The sequence below is a fragment of the Clostridium carboxidivorans P7 genome (genome assembly GCF_001038625.1).
GTDB lineage: Bacteria > Bacillota > Clostridia > Clostridiales > Clostridiaceae > Clostridium_AM > Clostridium_AM carboxidivorans.
The window spans coordinates 3,716,827-3,734,733 of the sequence record NZ_CP011803.1; the positions used below are offsets into that span (position 1 = coordinate 3,716,827).

General features: G+C 30.4%; 25 protein-coding genes and 1 tRNA gene. 1 reads left to right on the top strand and 25 read right to left on the bottom strand.

The genetic code is table 11. The features are described 5' to 3' along the window. Positions 1–119: 119 nt before the first annotated feature. A complete protein-coding gene (locus tag Ccar_RS16375) occupies positions 120–1,832 on the bottom strand; it encodes a methyl-accepting chemotaxis protein (RefSeq protein WP_007060790.1) in 1,713 nt (570 codons plus the stop codon). Positions 1,833–1,878: 46 nt separating this feature from the next. Continuing rightward, positions 1,879–2,874 (bottom strand): ABC transporter substrate-binding protein, encoded by a 996-nt coding sequence (locus Ccar_RS16380; RefSeq protein WP_007060789.1) that lies wholly within the window; start codon positions 2,872–2,874, stop codon positions 1,879–1,881. 205 nt (positions 2,875–3,079) lie between these two features. Here Ccar_RS16380 and Ccar_RS16385 point away from each other — a divergent pair. Then, positions 3,080–3,166 (top strand) — tRNA-Leu (locus tag Ccar_RS16385). Positions 3,167–3,308: 142 nt separating this feature from the next. On the opposite strand, the gene Ccar_RS26840 is transcribed toward Ccar_RS16385, so the two are convergent. From Ccar_RS26840 to Ccar_RS16485, 23 genes are all read right to left on the bottom strand, one after another. Then, on the bottom strand, positions 3,309–3,467 hold the full coding sequence (locus Ccar_RS26840; RefSeq protein WP_156184586.1) for a hypothetical protein: 159 nt from the start codon (positions 3,465–3,467) through the stop codon (positions 3,309–3,311). Continuing rightward, positions 3,460–5,886 (bottom strand): hypothetical protein, encoded by a 2,427-nt coding sequence (locus Ccar_RS16390; RefSeq protein WP_048030176.1) that lies wholly within the window; start codon positions 5,884–5,886, stop codon positions 3,460–3,462. Before Ccar_RS16390 ends, Ccar_RS26840 begins: the two co-directional genes overlap by 8 nt. A gap of 10 nt (positions 5,887–5,896) precedes the next feature. After that, on the bottom strand, positions 5,897–6,277 hold the full coding sequence (locus Ccar_RS16395) for a hypothetical protein (protein WP_048030177.1): 381 nt from the start codon (positions 6,275–6,277) through the stop codon (positions 5,897–5,899). Positions 6,278–6,294: 17 nt separating this feature from the next. Then, positions 6,295–6,729: a hypothetical protein gene (locus Ccar_RS16400; protein ID WP_048030179.1), complete on the bottom strand. Its 435-nt coding sequence runs from the start codon at positions 6,727–6,729 to the stop codon at positions 6,295–6,297. Positions 6,730–7,043: 314 nt separating this feature from the next. Next, the gene (locus Ccar_RS16405; RefSeq protein ID WP_048030181.1) at positions 7,044–7,244 is read right to left on the bottom strand and encodes a hypothetical protein; all 201 of its coding nucleotides are present in this window, start codon (positions 7,242–7,244) and stop codon (positions 7,044–7,046) included. 156 nt (positions 7,245–7,400) lie between these two features. Further along, positions 7,401–7,559: a hypothetical protein gene (locus Ccar_RS27065; RefSeq protein ID WP_169823843.1), complete on the bottom strand. Its 159-nt coding sequence runs from the start codon at positions 7,557–7,559 to the stop codon at positions 7,401–7,403. A gap of 118 nt (positions 7,560–7,677) precedes the next feature. Then, positions 7,678–7,878 carry a helix-turn-helix transcriptional regulator gene (locus Ccar_RS16410; RefSeq protein WP_048030182.1) on the bottom strand — a complete coding sequence of 67 codons (201 nt, stop codon included), beginning with the start codon at positions 7,876–7,878 and terminating at the stop codon, positions 7,678–7,680. 49 nt (positions 7,879–7,927) lie between these two features. Further along, a complete protein-coding gene (locus tag Ccar_RS16415) occupies positions 7,928–8,275 on the bottom strand; it encodes a hypothetical protein (protein ID WP_048030184.1) in 348 nt (115 codons plus the stop codon). Between the two features lie 165 nt (positions 8,276–8,440). Beyond that, positions 8,441–9,022, bottom strand: coding sequence for a hypothetical protein (locus Ccar_RS16420; protein WP_048030185.1), 582 nt, complete (start codon positions 9,020–9,022; stop codon positions 8,441–8,443). Positions 9,023–9,044: 22 nt separating this feature from the next. After that, positions 9,045–10,097, bottom strand: a complete 1,053-nt coding sequence (locus tag Ccar_RS16425) for a GH25 family lysozyme (RefSeq protein ID WP_048030186.1) — start codon at positions 10,095–10,097, stop codon at positions 9,045–9,047. An 11-nt stretch (positions 10,098–10,108) separates the two neighbouring features. Further along, positions 10,109–10,357, bottom strand: coding sequence for a hemolysin XhlA family protein (locus Ccar_RS16430; protein WP_048030188.1), 249 nt, complete (start codon positions 10,355–10,357; stop codon positions 10,109–10,111). Between the two features lie 57 nt (positions 10,358–10,414). Next, on the bottom strand, positions 10,415–10,636 hold the full coding sequence (locus Ccar_RS16435; protein ID WP_048030190.1) for a helix-turn-helix domain-containing protein: 222 nt from the start codon (positions 10,634–10,636) through the stop codon (positions 10,415–10,417). 120 nt (positions 10,637–10,756) lie between these two features. Further along, positions 10,757–10,897: a CD1375 family protein gene (locus Ccar_RS27070; RefSeq protein WP_169823844.1), complete on the bottom strand. Its 141-nt coding sequence runs from the start codon at positions 10,895–10,897 to the stop codon at positions 10,757–10,759. A 15-nt stretch (positions 10,898–10,912) separates the two neighbouring features. Beyond that, positions 10,913–11,092, bottom strand: a complete 180-nt coding sequence (locus Ccar_RS16440; protein WP_048030192.1) for a hypothetical protein — start codon at positions 11,090–11,092, stop codon at positions 10,913–10,915. Further along, complete coding sequence (locus Ccar_RS26150) at positions 11,092–12,735, bottom strand: hypothetical protein (protein WP_053075341.1); 1,644 nt, start codon at positions 12,733–12,735, stop codon at positions 11,092–11,094. The genes Ccar_RS16440 and Ccar_RS26150 overlap by 1 nt, the downstream gene beginning before the upstream one ends. 37 nt (positions 12,736–12,772) lie before the next feature. Further along, positions 12,773–13,831 (bottom strand): reverse transcriptase/maturase family protein, encoded by a 1,059-nt coding sequence (locus tag Ccar_RS16450; protein WP_082141605.1) that lies wholly within the window; start codon positions 13,829–13,831, stop codon positions 12,773–12,775. A 279-nt stretch (positions 13,832–14,110) separates the two neighbouring features. After that, the gene (gene avd, locus Ccar_RS16455) at positions 14,111–14,452 is read right to left on the bottom strand and encodes a diversity-generating retroelement protein Avd (protein ID WP_048030195.1); all 342 of its coding nucleotides are present in this window, start codon (positions 14,450–14,452) and stop codon (positions 14,111–14,113) included. Positions 14,453–14,540: 88 nt separating this feature from the next. Continuing rightward, positions 14,541–14,852: a hypothetical protein gene (locus Ccar_RS16460; RefSeq protein WP_048030197.1), complete on the bottom strand. Its 312-nt coding sequence runs from the start codon at positions 14,850–14,852 to the stop codon at positions 14,541–14,543. Positions 14,853–14,868: 16 nt separating this feature from the next. Next, positions 14,869–15,267: a hypothetical protein gene (locus tag Ccar_RS16465; protein ID WP_048030199.1), complete on the bottom strand. Its 399-nt coding sequence runs from the start codon at positions 15,265–15,267 to the stop codon at positions 14,869–14,871. A 14-nt stretch (positions 15,268–15,281) separates the two neighbouring features. Beyond that, on the bottom strand, positions 15,282–16,118 hold the full coding sequence (locus Ccar_RS16470) for a YmfQ family protein (RefSeq protein ID WP_048030201.1): 837 nt from the start codon (positions 16,116–16,118) through the stop codon (positions 15,282–15,284). Further along, positions 16,111–17,169 (bottom strand): baseplate J/gp47 family protein, encoded by a 1,059-nt coding sequence (locus tag Ccar_RS16475; protein WP_053075342.1) that lies wholly within the window; start codon positions 17,167–17,169, stop codon positions 16,111–16,113. The genes Ccar_RS16470 and Ccar_RS16475 overlap by 8 nt, the downstream gene beginning before the upstream one ends. Beyond that, positions 17,162–17,593, bottom strand: a complete 432-nt coding sequence (locus Ccar_RS16480; protein ID WP_048030203.1) for a DUF2634 domain-containing protein — start codon at positions 17,591–17,593, stop codon at positions 17,162–17,164. The genes Ccar_RS16475 and Ccar_RS16480 overlap by 8 nt, the downstream gene beginning before the upstream one ends. Further along, a complete protein-coding gene (locus Ccar_RS16485) occupies positions 17,590–17,907 on the bottom strand; it encodes a DUF2577 domain-containing protein (RefSeq protein WP_048030204.1) in 318 nt (105 codons plus the stop codon). Before Ccar_RS16485 ends, Ccar_RS16480 begins: the two co-directional genes overlap by 4 nt.

Below are 17,907 nucleotides of genomic sequence, written 5' to 3' on the forward strand. Positions count from 1 at the left end.
GAGAACAATTGACATAGGACAGTGGAGGAAAACTCACCTTCATTGTCCTCTGTCCTCTAAAAAAAGTTGCATAGACAAAGTTCAATAAATTACTTTCTTTATGTATAGATAGTTTGTTATTAAATTTTAAATTGATTTATAATTTTATCCAGTTCTCCAGCCATATTACTCAAAATAGTGGCATAAGAATTCATTTCTTCCAAACTTGCCGTTTGTTCTTCAATGGCTGCTGCAACTTCATGACTTCCTCCTGAAGTTTTCTTTGAAATATCATAAATATTTTTACTCATAACCTCTACATTGTTTATATCATTTACCATATTTATAATTTCATCAGCAATTCTTTTTATTTCCACCCCAACATTGTCGCTAGTACTTAATATTTTCTTAAAAGATTCTTTTGCTGTATGGGCAAGCCTTGTACCTTCCCTTACTTCTTTAACCCCTTCACTCATTAAACCAACTACCTGTTCAGATTGAAGTTGTATATTTTTCACCTTTTCTTCAATTTGTTTTGCTGCCTCTGCTGAATCCATAGAAAGATTTCTCACCTGCTCTGCAACAACTGCAAATCCCTTTCCAGCTTCTCCAGCTCTAGCTGCCTCAATTGCTGCATTTAAAGCTAAAAGATTAGTTTCTGTGCTTATACTTTGTATTAAATCTACTATCTCTTTTATCTCATTTGAACCATTCTTTAAATCTTCCGTATTTTTTTCTATTTTAGAAATTTTATTTTCTATAACATTTATCTGTTCTATTAAGGAATCAACCTTTTTCTCTCCATCATTAGCTGCCTCAACAGCATTTACTGAAGTTTCTAGCACATTATTTGTATTTTCTTGAATGTTTTTGTTCTTATCGTATAATTCATTTACAACTTTTACAGTTTTCTCACATTCTTCTGCCTGCTTTGCCGCCCCCTCTGAAACCTGCTGAATGGAAACAGCTACTTGTTCTACTGTTGAATAATTTTGTTCCACATTCAATTTTAAGGTTTCTGAAGAATTTGATACTTTATTACTATTGTCTGCAATACTTTTTATAACAGAACGTAAATTTTCACTCATCTTATTAAAGGACTCCGCAAGAACAGATAAATCATCCTTAGATTTGACTTTTATTTCTTTAATTCCTAAATTTCCATCTGCTATAGACTTTGCACTATCTGCAAGCTTATATATAATATTTGCTATGTTGCCTGAAAAAATTGAAGCACCTATAATACTTAAAATACCAATAGCCAAAATCAATATCAATACGGTCGCTTTAGCAGTATTGTATTTTACATTTAATTCTTGTTTTAAACCCTTATAGTATTTTAATTCTGTAAAAATAAAATCTGTTGAACTGCTTTTCATTAAGTCTATGGTTTCTATTGCATCTTCTTTTTTCTTCATTGCTGCATTAAAATTTTTACCATCGTTCAATTCAATAGTTTTCGTGATTCTTTCATTATAAGTTTTAACTATTCTTTGTAATGAATCTAAGGCTTTCTTGCCCTCTTTATCCTTAACATTTTTCTTTAATATGGCTACAGCATTATTCATTTTAGATAAATTGTTCATGCAGCTTTGTTTTTGATCATCTTTTTTATCGGTCATGTATTTTTCAATAACATTTCCAGTATCATCTGCATAATCAATAATTTCATTAGCTACTATAGTGGTTTCCATCATAGTATTCATCTTATCTGTATTTGATTTCATGACTATAAAAGGAACTATACTAAGAAGTCCCATAAGCATTATTATAATAACAAAACCTGTAATCATTCTCATTTTTAGAGAACCTTTAAAACTATTTTTACTATATAACTTGTCCTTTGTTTCCATAAAGCGCCACCTACCTTTAAACTGTAATTAACTCTAAAAACTTAAATTAATATTTCCTATTAGGTAATTCTTTTTTTGCTTGATCTTGTGTAAATACACTTTCTTTTGACTTTATGTTTTTATCAACGCTTTTACCAGCTGCTATAGATTTCGCAATTTCTAATATTTGAGGTCCCAAAAGTGGATTACATTCAACTATACCATTTGATTTTCCATCTGCCATTAATTGAAACATATCTTTAATACCATCTACTGAAACAATAAAAATATCTTTGCCTGGCTTCTTTCCAGCCTCTTCTATAGCTTGAACTGCACCTACAGCCATGTCATCATTATGTGACCATAGTACATTAATTTTATCTCCATCAGATTTCATAAAATCACCCATAACTTGTTTACCCTTTGCTCTTGTAAATTCCCCAGTTTGTGATTTAGTAATCTTATAATTTGGACAATCCTTAACGGTTTCATTAAATCCTTTTTGTCTTCCAACTGTAGCGCCTGCACCTGCTGTTCCTTGTAGTTCAACTATATTTAAATTTGCATCCTTACCAAACTTATCAATGATTAATTTTGCAGCTTTTTTTCCTTCTTCCTCCATATCTGATCCTAAAAATGCAGTATAAAGAGACTCATCGGCTACTTTCACATTTCTATCTACAATAAGCACAGGAATTTTTTCCTCCTTTGCTTCCTGTAGTACTGAATCCCAACCAGTTTCTACAACAGGATCTAAAACAATAAGATCAACTTTTTGTGCTATAAAAGATCTTATTGCTTTTATTTGATTTTCCTGTTTCTGCTGACCATCTGAAAATTTTAAATCTACATTAGAATCTAAATTAGGAATGTTTTTTATAGAATTGGTTTCTGCTGTTCTCCATCCACTTTCTGAACCCAATTGTGAAAAGCCAATAATAATTCTTTTTTCATTATCCTCTCCATTGTCATCTGTTGAAGTTGACTTAGTTCCACATCCTGCAAATATGGCAATAGCAAGACTAAATATAGTTATAAGAGATATTATTTTTTTAAATTTCATTTTAAGTCCCCCCGATTGTAATTTTCATTAGCTTTTGTCTTTAATAGTTGAAAATACTACTTTAATTTATAATTCGAACGCAGCTATCTAAACTTTATGTAACAAAATCAAGCTATTCCAATTTATCCCTAAATTTTATGATTATTTATTTTTCCTTATTTTCTTGACTATATTGTATTTATATGATATTATAATTTTGTCGCTTGCCGGAGTGGTGGAATTGGCAGACGCAACGGATTCAAAATCCGTCGAGGTCACACTCGTGCGGGTTCAAGTCCCGCCTTCGGCACCATTAGATATCAAGGGTTAAAGGGTTTTGGATAAACGATCCAAAACCTTTTTTCATGTCAAAAAGTCAGTAAAATGTCAGTAGAATAAAAAATACTTACTAAAACTTATAATATGTTATTAAAGCTTTCATATCTAGATTTTGATTACATCATTAATATTAAGTGCAATATAACAAGTACACTTGAAGTAACACATCCCCACTTTATGCATTTATTAGTACTTTTATCTTTTTTATTAAAGAGCTTATTACCACTAAAACCTACTATAAAACTTATAATAGCCATGATGGGTATACTACTCATTATTTATATTCCTTAGTTTTTTTAATTCTATTGGCTCTGGTGGTAATTCGGTTTCAAATTTAGTCCAACCTTGATTTGTTTTTAATAGGTTTATGGCATGGAATTGTTTTAGGTTTAATAAATCTTCCAGCTGATATGGAATAAGCTCCTCTTTAAACTCATTATAATTACCTTTATCACTACCTTGCAATAATATAAAGCTTGCTCCAGCTCCCTTTAACTCCGTATCCAAATGAAACTTTAATTGACTCATATAATGAAGTGCAAATATATACTTACCGCCAAACTTTCTTGTTTGAGTAAGTGTCTGTTTAATCCAACTCTGAGCACCTTCGCACTGAGTTAACTCATCTATAACCACATTACACCTTTTTGGCTTTCCTTGCTTGCTTCTAAGTTTAATAGCAAGAATTATCTTAGTACAAAAGAATGTAGCTAACATATCTTTTACACCTACTGAGAAAAATACATCCTCTGGCATTTTTATTAATACAACCTTACCTTCATTCATACAATTAACAAAGTTATAATTATCACTACAGCTTTTATTAAACATAATTTTAGTTCTCATATCTTGTTGAAGATCATCAACTCTATCCAATATACCTTTTAAAGCAACCCCACCCTTAGTCCCTACAACATTGCCATTTTTATCTCTTTCATTTAATTCTTCAAGTGTAATTAATTCTCTTCTTAATATGTCTGTAACTACATTAGTGCAACCTTTTATAGTATCTATATACTCATTCCTTACGCTATGATCTTCTAGACATTCTATTACATCACCTACATTCTGTTTACCACAAAAGTATGTTATATTACCTGCAGCTCTTAAAAGCCTTTTCATCTGTGAAGTTAATCCCCTGCTTTCATCATCTACATTAATTGCATTTATGAAAGCTATAGTCTGCTGCATTTGTAAGTTTGCCATATCTAGTTTTTCCATATCAGTATTACCTTTTAATTCAATCTCATTGTATCCAAAACCCTGTAGATTATTTATATCATCACAATTTATCTCTATAAGTTTTTCAGATGGTGTTATTGCTTTAATTGCATTGGCTAATTCACAGTTTTTTATAAAGTCAATTATTATAACACCTTCATTATTTTTTATCATATCTTTACACATATTAGCTATAAGTGTAGTCTTTCCACCACCTTGAGCTGATAGTAATACCAATGGTAAATTTGCTTTATCATAATTACTTGGAAGGTATGAATTATAATAATTATCCTTATATTTAACTTTTCCTAAGTATACAATACCATTTTGTAATTCCTCTGGTACTGGATTTTCTAATACATCAATTTTATCTATATTTTTGTGTTGAGTTAATAGATCTCTACCTGGCAATTCTAAAAGATGCTTACATTCACTAGTACTAAACTTATTTACCACTGCATCTTTTATTTTAAAATCTGTATAGTAGACAGTACTTCCATTTTTCCTTTTTTCATACACAAGCTTATTGTCACCATCTAATATTTGATAACTTTCACAAACTGATTTTGCTATGTTTTCTTTGCGCTGATTATCTTCACTATCAGCCATTACTAATATTTGTGTATTTATAACTTTATCATCTTTTTTATGTGTAGTATCTTTTGATGGCTGAATACTGTTATTTGATATAAGATTTTTTAAACCGGTGATAGCAGCCTCATTAAGTCCTATATTTTCTGGCTTACTATTTCCAAAAATATCACCTATTATTTTCCCTAACAAATTCAGCACTTCATCTATAGCACTAAGAATATATAAAGTTACTACTTTTGCTATATATGCTTTTCCATGATTTTTATCAACTGGAAGACCATCATTATATTTATTCATAGTACTTTTATAAATAGTTGACCATCCATTTTGATTACAAGGCATAAAATTATAAAAAATTCCTACTCTATCTTTAGTTTTATCTTCCATAATATCTAAAACTGTAAGAATATTGTTTAAAGGTTGGTTTAGTTTACGATCTACTTTAATACTTAAAGCATCCTCTTTTGAATATCTAACCTGATAGCTTAGGCACTCGTTAGAGAAGTCAGGAATAAAACTGACTTCTCTAACTGTTGCTTTGCTCCATGTTTCAGTTACTTTTTCTATATATAAACTTTTATATTGTGCAGGACAAATAATGTAAAAATTAACATCATTTTTAGTTATATCAATCATAAAACTAAATTTTAAAGGTTTATGATATTTAATATTTTTCAAAAGTACCTTATGCTTTTTTTCTATGTTAATTCTTTTAAAAAAAGGCTTATACATAGTACTTATAGCTTTAGCTATATTTGTACTATCATAATTTCTAATGCTTGTATCAGGAACTACTTGTAATATAGTATAATCTGAATTTATAACTTGGAAAAATTCTTTAAATTTATAGCTATACACTTTACTAAAAGGATTTTTCATAATATCCTCCCTATACTCTTTTAATACTCATATCTAAAATCTTAAGTAATATCCATAAAGCAAAACAAAACTTTGATCTATCTAAATCCTTTTTTCTGTCATTCATCAAATATATTAAAAATGATGATAAACACACAATTAAGCAAACCCAAAAACTAATTGAGATAAATCCATTCCATAGTAATATTGGATTAGCAAAGTAATGATGAATTGTTTTCATCATATCAAAAAATTCTTTGGCATTATTATTTAGATCAGTAACTGATTGTTTAAATGAATCCATAGACTTTACTAATTGCCAATTATTATAGTCAAATATGGACGGAGTTTGCTGAATTTGTGGTTCGGCATCTCCTAAAAATTCGGCTATAGTCATAATTTTATTAAACATTAATATGCCTCCACTAATTATTTTAAAGTGAAGAATATATTTGGAATCTTATATATAGCCAATCCTGCAATAGCATATCCAATTATATTTTTCCAACATGCACTAACAGTATCTTGTACAACTGCTTGGATTAGTGTTAATATTGCTTTGATAACGCAAACCCACATACCTACGGCTTGAGAATAATGGAGGAATGTATTACCTATGCCATCGGCCCACTGTAACCCAGTGCCAACTGCAAATACAGGACAATAGCTAGTAACAAGTGTAATAAAAACACCGAATGATATAATTATTCTTAAATCATTCAAATCAGTAAAATCTATATTTTTGCTTTCTTTATCAATAAGTCTATTTATGTTATAGATAGTCCTATCTTTTGCATCCATATTAAATAAATAATTAATATTTTCTTTATTAAACTGATAAGTCTTTTCAGGTATTAAAAACATACACCAGCCTCCTAAATATTTTTAGAGAATAATAATACTTGAATTGGTAATAATATGAATAATAAACTTATAAAAGGGGTGTTACTCTTGGAAGTAATGTTTGTATCTGGAGTGATTTATATAGTATCAACTTTTGCATTAGATGTATTATCAAAGTGATTTATTTGTAAACAATTTATTAACAATAGCTAAATTAACTTAAAAAGTAGCAACTTTTTAAAATTAAAATCATATGCTGTTACTACGGAGCAATGCTTTAGGGCGAAGCAATGAAGCATGACTTCGAAGGATGAAAACAGCTACGTGGCATGAGTCTAACCATTTTGGTTAGGCTTATTTTTTCTATAATTTTTGTCAAAATCAACCAATCTAACAAGTTGTGAACCTTCCCTAGTTTTCATTACCCAACGTTCATATTCTCCGAGTTCTCCAACTTTTTCTATAAGCTCTGCAGTAGTCCATCCAATAAGATCTCCATCATAAACAGTAATAACTTCACTTATATAATGCTTCATAATTAAATCTCCTTCTATTTATTTTGGCATGTTCTAAAAACTTGACCTAGTTTAGATAAATTTAATGCTTGCTATTAACTTTCGTTGTAACTGCAGGAGCAGCTATGACTAATATGAAGTGATTAAAATTTAGATATGATTAATTTATAGATGGTTTTATGAATTAATCTCTTTACTTGTAATAGCATCTAAATAATTAATGTAATGTTCAAGAGCATCTTTAACAAAATCTGATTTTTCTTCTTTAACAATAACTGCTAAATATAACTTCATGTCTCTGGAAGTCTTCTTAAAACTTACGTCTACCTTTGGCATTGTTTCCTCCCATTTTCTTACTCTTTAGTATAATGTATGCAAGTTATTGTAAAATGTTTCCACTTTATTTCAAACTTATTGAAAAATTTTAGAATTTATTTATAAAAAAGAGATATGGCTATTCTTCATACCATATCTCTTTCAATTCCTTTTTTAATATTCGTGCTACTTCATAAGCTTTTTGTAATGTTGGTGCACTATCTCCATTTTCCCATTTTGAATAGGTAGATAGTTTTTCTCCTAATAATTTTGCGAACTCACTAGAGGTCATCATATATTCACGCATTCGTATGGATTTCAGATTATTTTTCAATCCCATGATACATCACCTCATACCATCAGTTTATTCATACGTGCAATCAATGTTCTCAAAATCCTGCTAATTTGGCCAGTTCTTTAACTTTATCTTTTTTCTGTTTATATATGTAATTATCCCCCACTATATATGGTGTTCTATGATAAAAATAACTAAATACTTTTTTCTCAATTTTAGAATCATAAATATCTAAAGAAAATACTACTTTTTCTATAGCCTTTTGTAAAAGCTCTTTCTCAATACTATCATATTCAATCAAATCTTTTATAGTAACTCTATATTCATAGGCTTGATTTTTATTAATTATTACATCACCTATCCCTTTCAATGTAGCATATAAAAACTCATAATTATCTTCTATGTATGCTTCTCCATCTTCATATTTTTTTATTTGTATCATATTTCAACCCCCTTTATGCTATATATTCTATAAATGATATAAATTTCCTTTTTATACTAAAAACATACTTACATAATTTACAATTATTTTTGAACATAAAAATAAAAATCCACAGTATAGGAATTAACCTACACTGTGGATTTTACTTTAAATTGTTTAATTTTATTATATTTGAGATGTATTACTTTTGGCTACACTTGCTGCAGTCGTTATATTATTCACTGTAGCTCTTAATGTCTCATTTTCTGATTCTGTTTTCTGTAATTTAAGTTGCAATTCTTCTTTTTCCTTTTTTATAGATGTAACTAATTCATCTATTTTTTTGTTAACATCTTTGATAGTTTCATCTCCACAAGCTTTCTCAATATATATGCTTATTACATTTTCCAATTCTGGTGTAACTTTTATACCTTGAGTCTTTAACACATCTAATACAGCTTCTTTTGCAGTTTTCTTCCTCTCATCTGATGATATTTGAGAAGAGACATATAATTGCTCTGTACCATCTACAGCATTAATTGCTTGGTCTAATAAAAATTTTGTAAATTTGCTGGCCTTTTCAATCTTTGCATTATTAGTATTATATTGCTCCACAATATTCGTAAGATCTTCAGCACCTTCTAGAAAGCCCTTTATTTTGCCAATCCATCCTGGCACATCAACTTTCTTATAAGTTAAATATCCTAATAAAGTTATTAAACCTATAACCCCTAAAGTTGTTCCTGCTATTATATATACATTATTCATTCTATTCTCCTCCATTTTCAATTCATTTTAATATATAGGACCAATCCTTTGAGTAAATAATTCCGTTAGCTCCTGTCTTGCTCCAAACCTTATTAACAATTTGCCACTGTTTAACTTTAGCAGTCATAGTGCTATCATAAACACCTGTTTTAGCCATGCCCAAGTACCATTGCAAGAATTTAACTGTGCAAACATCATTGCTCCAACCTTCTCCAGTAGTATACTTATGTGTAATTACATTTAAAGCATTAACAAGCGAATCATCTATGCTTGTACTACTGCTTAATCCAGCTATATAGCGAAACTGTTGTATAGCTAATTTAGTCTTCAAATCTAGTTTCCCAGTAGCGTTACTTTCTCCTGCTTCCATGCATGAAACCCTTTGTAAATCGTGCTGAATTGATCTTATATAATCACTGCTACCATCAAATATGGATCCATTAAAATAATTCATATCAATGTCACCGTGTACACCATTTAATCTACCATTTTCGGAGTATTGCCAACTAACAAGGTTAGGGAATTGTTCAGGCTGCTTTCCATAAGAAGCCAACCATATAGGAATAGTTGAATCTACATTACCTGCTAAATACTCATAGTAGAAGCTCATCCCAGTATACAAACCAATATTATATCCTTGGCTTTGGACATAAGACACAAACTTATTTACATAGGCAATTGCCTGCTCCTTTGTCCAATTATCTTGATTTTCTATGTCAAGAAACAATACTGTATCATGCCATAATCCTTGTATTCTAGATAGAAAATGTTGTGCCTCTGCAACTGGTTCATTTGAGTTATCAGCAAAATGGTAAAATCCAATATGGTAATTATACTTAACTAAATTATCATATCTAGTATATAACTCCTTATCGTCATGCCATAACCCTTGTGAAGCTTTCTGAATAAACACATTAACACCAGTGTTCTTCAATGCTTGATAGTCTGTTATTGTATCATACTCATAGGCATCAACTCCTTGATAAATTGTAGCAGCTTGTACACTTACAGGCATTAATAAAACACTGACTAAAAAAGCCAGTGTTACAACAAATATTGATATTCTATTTTTCAAACTTATTCCCCCTATTTAAAAATGTTGTGTTGAATTGCATAAAAAAAGAAGCCTACTAAAGCTCCTAACATTACCATCATTATTCCTGAAAATCTATCCAGCCTTTTACATAAGCTTAATATCTGCTCACTGTGTACAGCCTCTATTTTATCAAGATTTTCAAACTTTTTATCATGTTCATCCAGCCTTTTTTCATGCTTATCTAACGTTTCCTTAACTTGTTTATGCTTTAAACCACAAACTTTTTCATCATAGCTCATATAGCACCTCTTAATTTTTTAAAAATAGAAAGAACTCAGATTAAATAATCCAAGTTCTTAAAATCTTTTTCTTTTTTTATTTGGAATGTGTTCTAATAAATCACTAATATCGCATTCTAAGACCTCACAGATTATATCTAGGTGATCTAAGTTTACTCTTTCAATTAATTCATTATATATTTCTGAGATAGTATTTGGTCTTATTCCTGTCTTTCGTGCAAGATCTGCCTGGGTCCATCTTTTTTCACCTAAAAGCCTGGACAAATGTATTTTAATCATAATCTTACAACTCCCTTATTTATATCGATTTTCAAGGGAATTGTAACGCCTTTGGTGATTTTCAGGCTTGTTTTGATATAAAATATCAAATAATGATATGACATATCGTATTTTGTTATATTAGTTACTTGCAGAAGCTTTTCTTCTGTCTAATTCAGCCTTTACTTTATCATGTAAAAATGCTGGAACTTGAATTTTACCTGTTTCAGGTTCTAAAGTTCTTAATCCAAGTTCAACTAAATCTGCATATAATTCTACCATTATATTCCCTCCTTTCTACGCTTTATTCATACTTTCAATTACTTCAGCAATTGCTAATTGAAGTTCAATTTTATCTTTTTCCTGTTGTTCTATACTTTCTGCTAATGCTACTTGTAATTGAAGTTTCTCTTCTGTTAACCTTTTTATTTTTTCTTCTTCTGTTTCAGATATATTTATAAGTAATTTTCTGGACACTAGCTCACCCCCACACCAATTGCATCAATACTAATTTCGCCAACTGCATCATTTGAAACTATTTCATACTTAACTGATATGGACCATTTATCTGCAGTTTTAGTTTTATTAGTAAATTCATAAGATTGATTATTTTGATATTGAGAAGTTATCTCTTCCCATGTAGGTGATGCATCCAAAGCATTATTGCAAGCAAATACTTTGACTGTTGCCTTTGAATCAATTGTTTTTTTATCTATTACATTAATCTTAAGAGGCATAAAATCTACTTCACTTGGAAGTGTTGCAACCTCTAAAACATTTCCTATTTTAACTTGAATACTACTGGACCACGCTGTTGTATTACTTCCACCATCTGTTGATCCAATTCTTAAATACTTTGAAGTACTAACTGTAATTCCTGTAACACTAAATTTAAAACTTTTCCCATTGTCTGAATTGGTAACACTGCTTACATCTTCCCACTGCTTACTTGTATCATTGTATTTTTTTAATCCAGTTGTAATTGTTTGTGCATTTTGAGTAAATCCACTATCATCTGCAATTTCAAGTTTTAATGTTTGAGTGTCTCCCTCTGCATCAGTTGAAGTTGTAAACACTACATCAAAATTCTGCGGAACTCTCATTAAATTTACTGGATTATTTATTGTTGGTGCTCCAGGAGCACTATTTGTTTTTGTGAATGTCCAAGTTCTTGTACTTACAGCTCCTTTACTATCAGTTGCCTGAACAACTATAGTGTGACTTGCTAAACCTAAACTGCTCCACTCTGAAGTTAAATCTAAAGTTAAGCTCGTTCCACTCGCTTGATTACTTAATGTTCTTATTGTAGTTCCATCTAATTTTTCGACTACATTTATTGTGTCATTTTCTGCATCTGTTACAGTATAAGTTTTTTTCAAAGCTGCAGCATAATTCCCTAAGTTCCCATCTGAATCAGATATCAGAGGGGCAGTGTTCAGAACTTCAAGGACGGGACGCCACCCAACGTAACTGTAAGAACTACTACTAGAGCCATCACTAAGATAGCGCGCGGAGTAGAAACCGCGAATAACACGAAAGGAAGAATTTGGTAAAAATGTTTCTTGAACCCAACTATAGCAATAATACCAATTCCACTTTGTGTTATGTGTTCCTAGCCTATCAGTTTCATTTTGTGTAGTATCAAGATCAGTAGAGTTTGGTGATGGTAGTCCACTAAATGCTGCTTCATTTGTAATTATTCTATCCCATTCGTTATTAGTAGGAGTACCACCACTATAGCTATCAGTACCACTTCTATAATTACTACCACCGGTCATTACCCTTAATAAATAAGATTGTCCATCTATAGTAATAGTCTTTCCTGATATAAGTCCTTGAGCATTTAAAACATCCCAACTAACACTTACTAAAAGGTTTCTATCTGCAATTAAAAGCTTCTTATTATTAGCTGCATCATTTACCTCTATCCAATTAATTTTATAAGCATCATCTGCATCTGTATTTTTTATTTCTATGTTTCCTGAAGAATAATTAGGTATATTACCAGCTCCTGGTGCTCCTGTAGGTGTAGCATTATTTTGCCATGGATAAGTTGGCCTTACTTGTTTCGCACCATTCAGATAAAAGGTACCTAATTTAATTAAATCTCCATTAGCCATTTACTTCACATCCTTTCTGCAAATAAAAAAACACCCATTACTGAGTGTTTAAATTCCCAAATCTAAATTTAGGATTTTCTATTTTTATATAATTGTATTTGGAAAATATTTTTTTACTAAGATTATAACTGTTAGAATGTCTTGCATGTCCTAACCAGCTATTAACACTTTGTTGCACTTCTTCTTTTGTCATTTCTTTATTCTGGATCTTTTTATCCATGGCTTTTATTCTTCGCTTCATTGCAGATTTACAACAATCTCTTACTAACTTATGAGTAGTAAATATTTTAAAACCATAAGCATTAACTCCTTGACTTAAAGGAAAAATTTTAGTTTTAGAATTAGTTTCTAAATCAAGCCTTTCGTTTAAAAATCTGGTTATATTCTCTTTAGCTTGTTGAGCTTCTTCTTTAGTTTTTAGAATAACTATAATATCATCCATATATCTTACATAACATTTAAGACCAAGGAACCTTTTAGCATATTGGTCCACTTCATTAAGGTATATATTAGCAAAATCTTGTGATGTTACATTTCCAAGAGGAATGCCTCGCTCTCCTTCTGGAGAACTATCTATTATCTTATCTAATAGTATTAAAAATTTATCATCCTTAATCTTTTTCCTTAAGATCTGCTTAAGTATATCCCTATTTATAGAATAGAAAAATTTTCTAACATCCATCTTAAGTATCCAACCATCACCATGTTTCCATTGGACATACTTCATATTATGCTGAACTTTCTGTACAGCCTTATGAGTTCCTCTTTCCACTAAGCAAGCATAAGAACAATCTATAAATTTATTATAATAAACTTCTTGAAGTACTAAATGTGCTGCAAATTGAACTATTTTATCTCGAATTCGTGGAGCATGAATTATTCTTTCTTTAGGCTCATATACCTTAAACTCTATATAACTTCCAGGCATATAAGTTTCATTTTTTAATTCTCTCCAAAGTTTCACCAAATTCTTTTCTCTTGCCATATCAAAAATAATAGCTTCTTTTCTATATTTTCTTTGGGCCTGTTGAGTTCTTTTATAACTTTTCTTTAAGTTTTTATAATCTATAGCCTTTTCAAATAAGGTATTCGGCATTTTGGCATCTCCTTTCAAAGCTTGGCAAAATGCCATTATTCATGTGTTTACACCAAAAGGTGAAGGATTAATTCTCCCCTGAAGTTCAAGCATAAGTCCAACCGAACTTAAGGGTCATGTTGATGAAACCGTAGTCGCACCAATCTAACTGCTTACAGGGCGGGACGCCACCCAACGTTATTGTTAGAATTATTACTATTGTTATTATTAAGATAGCGCGCGGAGTTGAAACCGCGAATAACACGATAGGAAGTCCATACAGAATTAACCCTATATTTATTATCTAACTGATACTTTCATCAAACCACCAGTTATTCTACCTAACTCTGATATTCGTTCTTGTAGCTGTAAGCATTTTCTTTCTGTTATATACTTTTGTTCTCTAGATATAGAAAATAGTACTAATAAAAGTTTTAAATCTGCATCTACCTGCTGAAGATAATGTATCCTGTCTCTTTTTATATTATTTGCTAACATTGTATTTCTAATTACTCTATAAAAGGCTTGTTTAATCTCCTGGCATAAAGCAAATTTTTCAGCTTTAGGATACTTTTGCAGTACTGGATAAACTTCTTTATTTAATAGTACTTCTGTTTTCTTTTGTAAAATTAATGGTTCCACTTGATGTCACCTTTCATTTATATTTTAACTGCTTAAGTTTAACATATTTGGTTATCCTTAATTATAAATTTGTTATAAAATAACCATGTTAGATATAAACTTTGCCATTAGTATACATTCCTTGTAGCAGATTTACATCTGCAGCATTTTCTATTTTATCTATAAAAACATGCTTCATTCCTGATGTTGATATTAGTCCTTGTAATGCAAGTTGAAAAATTACTTGTGATATATCATTCGTTATAGTAGAAACCTTATCTCCAAAATTTTTCTTAAGTGCTACGTCATTATTCACCAATTTTTCAAAAATAGTATTAAAAGTATCAGCATGGCATGGATCTGTAACTTCTAGCTTTCTTATTTGTTCTGTAACTACAGGATTACTAATATCATAGTCCATACATTAGCCTCCTTCCCTAAAATTCCTCAGTACATTCTATTGATATTTTGGAATCTGAATCCATTTGCTTTGAAGTAAAATTTTTAATAAGAACTAAATCTCCATCTGCATCATATAATCCGACAGTGCTTATTTTTTGATTAAGTACTCCAGATTCTCCTGGATTAAGCTCTGCAACAAAAGTAACACTTAATCCATCTTGGCTAAGTGTTGCAGACTTAATATCATTTTTAATTATTTCCCCATCTATTTTAGTTAGTGCTAGATCAGGCTGAATTACCTCTCCATTAATATCTACACCACCAGTTCCCCATCCTGCTTTTGTAACTTTTGGTACAGTTGTGCTATCATAATGAGCCTTAGCAAGTTTTTGCCTTGCCTTATTGGTTGTTATACTTGTTAATATCTCTGCCACAGATTATGCACCTCCTATATGCTTCGTATTAGTTCTGTTCTATTACTCAAATCTAATTCGCCATTTAATGTGTATTTACTATTTAAAGACTTAAATCTATAACTTCCACCATCACAACTATTAACTATATTATTATTAATAGTTCCTTTTACAAAGCTGGTTATATTGGTATTAACAGCATTTGTTACTAAATGAGAAAATACTTTTTGAGTAATAAAGTAAATTGTCTTTTTTATTCCATCTGGTCTAGTAGTTCCATTTAAATAAAACTTTCCATCTAAAGTAGCTTGACCATTTAGCAATAGATGAGTTGGTATATTAAAAGCATTAGTATAGAATTTAATTTTTGCTTCAATTAATGCACTGCTGCTAAATTTGTACTTATAAAAATAATTAATAAAATACCTTATAAAATAAGCTAAGTGAGCAGGTTTAATATCTTCTATTACATCCCTTAGTTCTTGTAAACTAAAATTAAACTCACCATTTAGATTTACTCTAAAAGCATATTCTTTAGGTATATTTTCAACGTAACTATCTTTTACAAAATTTTTAACTATGTTTTCAACTTTCAACCGGGTTATTGGACTTACCTGTGAAAGTTTAGATAAAACTTTACTTCTTCTTGTATTTATATCTAAGCTCTCATTTGTAGATATTCCACAAAATTCTTCCCAATATTTCAATCCCCAAGTTGCTGTTTGAGGAAAAACTTGGAGCAATAAATCTTCTACAGATTCATCATATCTATCAAAATCATTTTCTCCTATGCTTTGAAGTGTATTTGAAAATATTTTATCTTCCAATAAAAAAGGAGGCAAATAACTTTTTAGAGTTTCAAAGCTACTCATAAGTTATTACCCCCAGTATTGGTTTTTCTTCATCTGTAGTGGTTACATTTGCTGCACTACCATTTAATTTTACTCCTGTAAAATCTTCCACTCCTATTGTATTGGTTATTTCTGCCTGAATATTTATAAGTTTAATTGTACTTCCAGGTTTCAGATTATTAATATAAGCTTGTAAATTGGTTGGAATACTTGAATTATCCCCTTGAAAGCCTTGTATGGTTATATTAATAAACTTATTAGTTACAGTAACTATTGTAACTGTAGCACCTATAGGTGCGGTACCTTCTCCTGTTCCATTCCCTGGATCAATATGTTGTTTTACATTGCTTAAAATAGTGCTATCAAGTGGTGTTCCATTCTCACCATAACAAATAACTTTTACTGTTCCTGGACCCTCCCAAAGAGGAATTACCTTTACCCCTTTGACTCCTGATACTTCTTTTGCCCATCTTTCATAATCACTTTTGTTGCCAGAACTTGGAGGGTTTTGCACTCTTTGAAGTAATCTAGCTAACAATTCAATATCTGTTTCAGGATCAGTACCTCCAGTTGCTAGTGATTCATTTGTAACACTAGTTACTCCATTTATACTTATAGGAAGTTGAGTGATGGTATTAGCTGGAACATTATATTTTGAGCCAACATCTATTGCTTTTAAAGGGCTACTAACTTTACCATCATCACCAATTATGCATTCTACTGTGGTTAAGTACTTTAATCCCCCTGGAGTTTGTAATATAGTATTTGCTGGTATCTTAGTTCCTTTAGTTCCATTTATAGTTTCATTTACTGCTGCACAGTTAGCAGATGTTTCAGGTACTCCTCTTGAAGCTGCATGCATTTTTAAATAGTCTCCCTTACTATATTGAGGAAAGGCTTTATTTAGCAAATCATCAAGTTTTGAATATCTATTTGAACTTTCTTTGGATGTAGGAGACAACACATCATTAACAAAAGAACCTTCTGATTTATCTACATCAGAGGTTACATCATCTTTCATTCTAGTTAGTATTTCATCTGAAGAGTTTCCGTTAGCATATATACTAAGCAACCACACTCACCTCCCCATATACTGTATTAGCAGTAAAACTTATCTCAAATTTTTTACCTGTAACTGCAACTTTTATATTATTAATAGATTTTATATATAAACTAATTAGTAAAGCTTCTTTTATATATCTTTCAGCTTCAGCCTTAACAAATTCAACGCTTTGATAACCTATTAATTTTTCACATTCATTTCCATAATACTCACTGTAGGCTTTAAACCTTTTTCTTACAGTTTTCATTGATTTATATATCCAAATTTTTATAGCTTCAACTCCTACTACTACTTTAAATCTACCATCAACTAATATAAAACAATTTTTATTAAAATCCCATGCAAACTCTTTTAATAAAGGTAAGTTTTCTGCTTGATTACTATTTAAATTGATATCTAAATTAATTTGAGGTACTTCTGGAAAGATACTCATAACCTAGTCACCTTCGCTATTACCACATAAGTCTGTCTATCTGCTGTAGCAAACATAGCTAAAATATCTCCTTTGTTAAATCCATCCTTAGTTTCATATACATTAGTAGTTCCATTACACTCTAGTTGCCTTTTATAGCCTTCTAATAGGTCAGTTGAGACTAATACATCATCTTTATATAATGGCAGATCACCTACTTGAATAATTAAAGGATTAATACTAGCAACATTTCCTATACAAATCGAAGGAGGATTCTTTTTAGCTCCCCTCTCTTCCATCAGTTTTAATAATTTCACACAACTATCTTCATTCAT

What these genes read in the sequence shown, in the direction of transcription:
- Ccar_RS16395 (WP_048030177.1), bottom strand. Translation starts at nt 6,277, where the DNA reads ATGTTTAATAAAATTATGACTATAGCCGAATTTTTAGGAGATGCCGAA.
- Ccar_RS16415 (WP_048030184.1), bottom strand. Translation starts at nt 8,275, where the DNA reads ATGATACAAATAAAAAAATATGAAGATGGAGAAGCATACATAGAAGAT.
- Ccar_RS16375 (WP_007060790.1), bottom strand. Translation starts at nt 1,832, where the DNA reads ATGGAAACAAAGGACAAGTTATATAGTAAAAATAGTTTTAAAGGTTCT.
- Ccar_RS26150 (WP_053075341.1), bottom strand. Translation starts at nt 12,735, where the DNA reads ATGGCTAATGGAGATTTAATTAAATTAGGTACCTTTTATCTGAATGGT.
- Ccar_RS16480 (WP_048030203.1), bottom strand. Translation starts at nt 17,593, where the DNA reads ATGAGTATCTTTCCAGAAGTACCTCAAATTAATTTAGATATCAATTTA.
- Ccar_RS16405 (WP_048030181.1), bottom strand. Translation starts at nt 7,244, where the DNA reads ATGAAGCATTATATAAGTGAAGTTATTACTGTTTATGATGGAGATCTT.
- Ccar_RS16410 (WP_048030182.1), bottom strand. Translation starts at nt 7,878, where the DNA reads ATGGGATTGAAAAATAATCTGAAATCCATACGAATGCGTGAATATATG.
- Ccar_RS16435 (WP_048030190.1), bottom strand. Translation starts at nt 10,636, where the DNA reads ATGATTAAAATACATTTGTCCAGGCTTTTAGGTGAAAAAAGATGGACC.
- Ccar_RS16430 (WP_048030188.1), bottom strand. Translation starts at nt 10,357, where the DNA reads ATGAGCTATGATGAAAAAGTTTGTGGTTTAAAGCATAAACAAGTTAAG.
- Ccar_RS16460 (WP_048030197.1), bottom strand. Translation starts at nt 14,852, where the DNA reads ATGGACTATGATATTAGTAATCCTGTAGTTACAGAACAAATAAGAAAG.
- Ccar_RS27065 (WP_169823843.1), bottom strand. Translation starts at nt 7,559, where the DNA reads ATGCCAAAGGTAGACGTAAGTTTTAAGAAGACTTCCAGAGACATGAAG.
- Ccar_RS16485 (WP_048030204.1), bottom strand. Translation starts at nt 17,907, where the DNA reads ATGAATGAAGATAGTTGTGTGAAATTATTAAAACTGATGGAAGAGAGG.
- Ccar_RS16380 (WP_007060789.1), bottom strand. Translation starts at nt 2,874, where the DNA reads ATGAAATTTAAAAAAATAATATCTCTTATAACTATATTTAGTCTTGCT.
- Ccar_RS16420 (WP_048030185.1), bottom strand. Translation starts at nt 9,022, where the DNA reads ATGAATAATGTATATATAATAGCAGGAACAACTTTAGGGGTTATAGGT.
- Ccar_RS26840 (WP_156184586.1), bottom strand. Translation starts at nt 3,467, where the DNA reads ATGAGTAGTATACCCATCATGGCTATTATAAGTTTTATAGTAGGTTTT.
- Ccar_RS16390 (WP_048030176.1), bottom strand. Translation starts at nt 5,886, where the DNA reads ATGAAAAATCCTTTTAGTAAAGTGTATAGCTATAAATTTAAAGAATTT.
- Ccar_RS27070 (WP_169823844.1), bottom strand. Translation starts at nt 10,897, where the DNA reads ATGGTAGAATTATATGCAGATTTAGTTGAACTTGGATTAAGAACTTTA.
- Ccar_RS16400 (WP_048030179.1), bottom strand. Translation starts at nt 6,729, where the DNA reads ATGTTTTTAATACCTGAAAAGACTTATCAGTTTAATAAAGAAAATATT.
- Ccar_RS16470 (WP_048030201.1), bottom strand. Translation starts at nt 16,118, where the DNA reads ATGAGTAGCTTTGAAACTCTAAAAAGTTATTTGCCTCCTTTTTTATTG.
- Ccar_RS16450 (WP_082141605.1), bottom strand. Translation starts at nt 13,831, where the DNA reads ATGCCGAATACCTTATTTGAAAAGGCTATAGATTATAAAAACTTAAAG.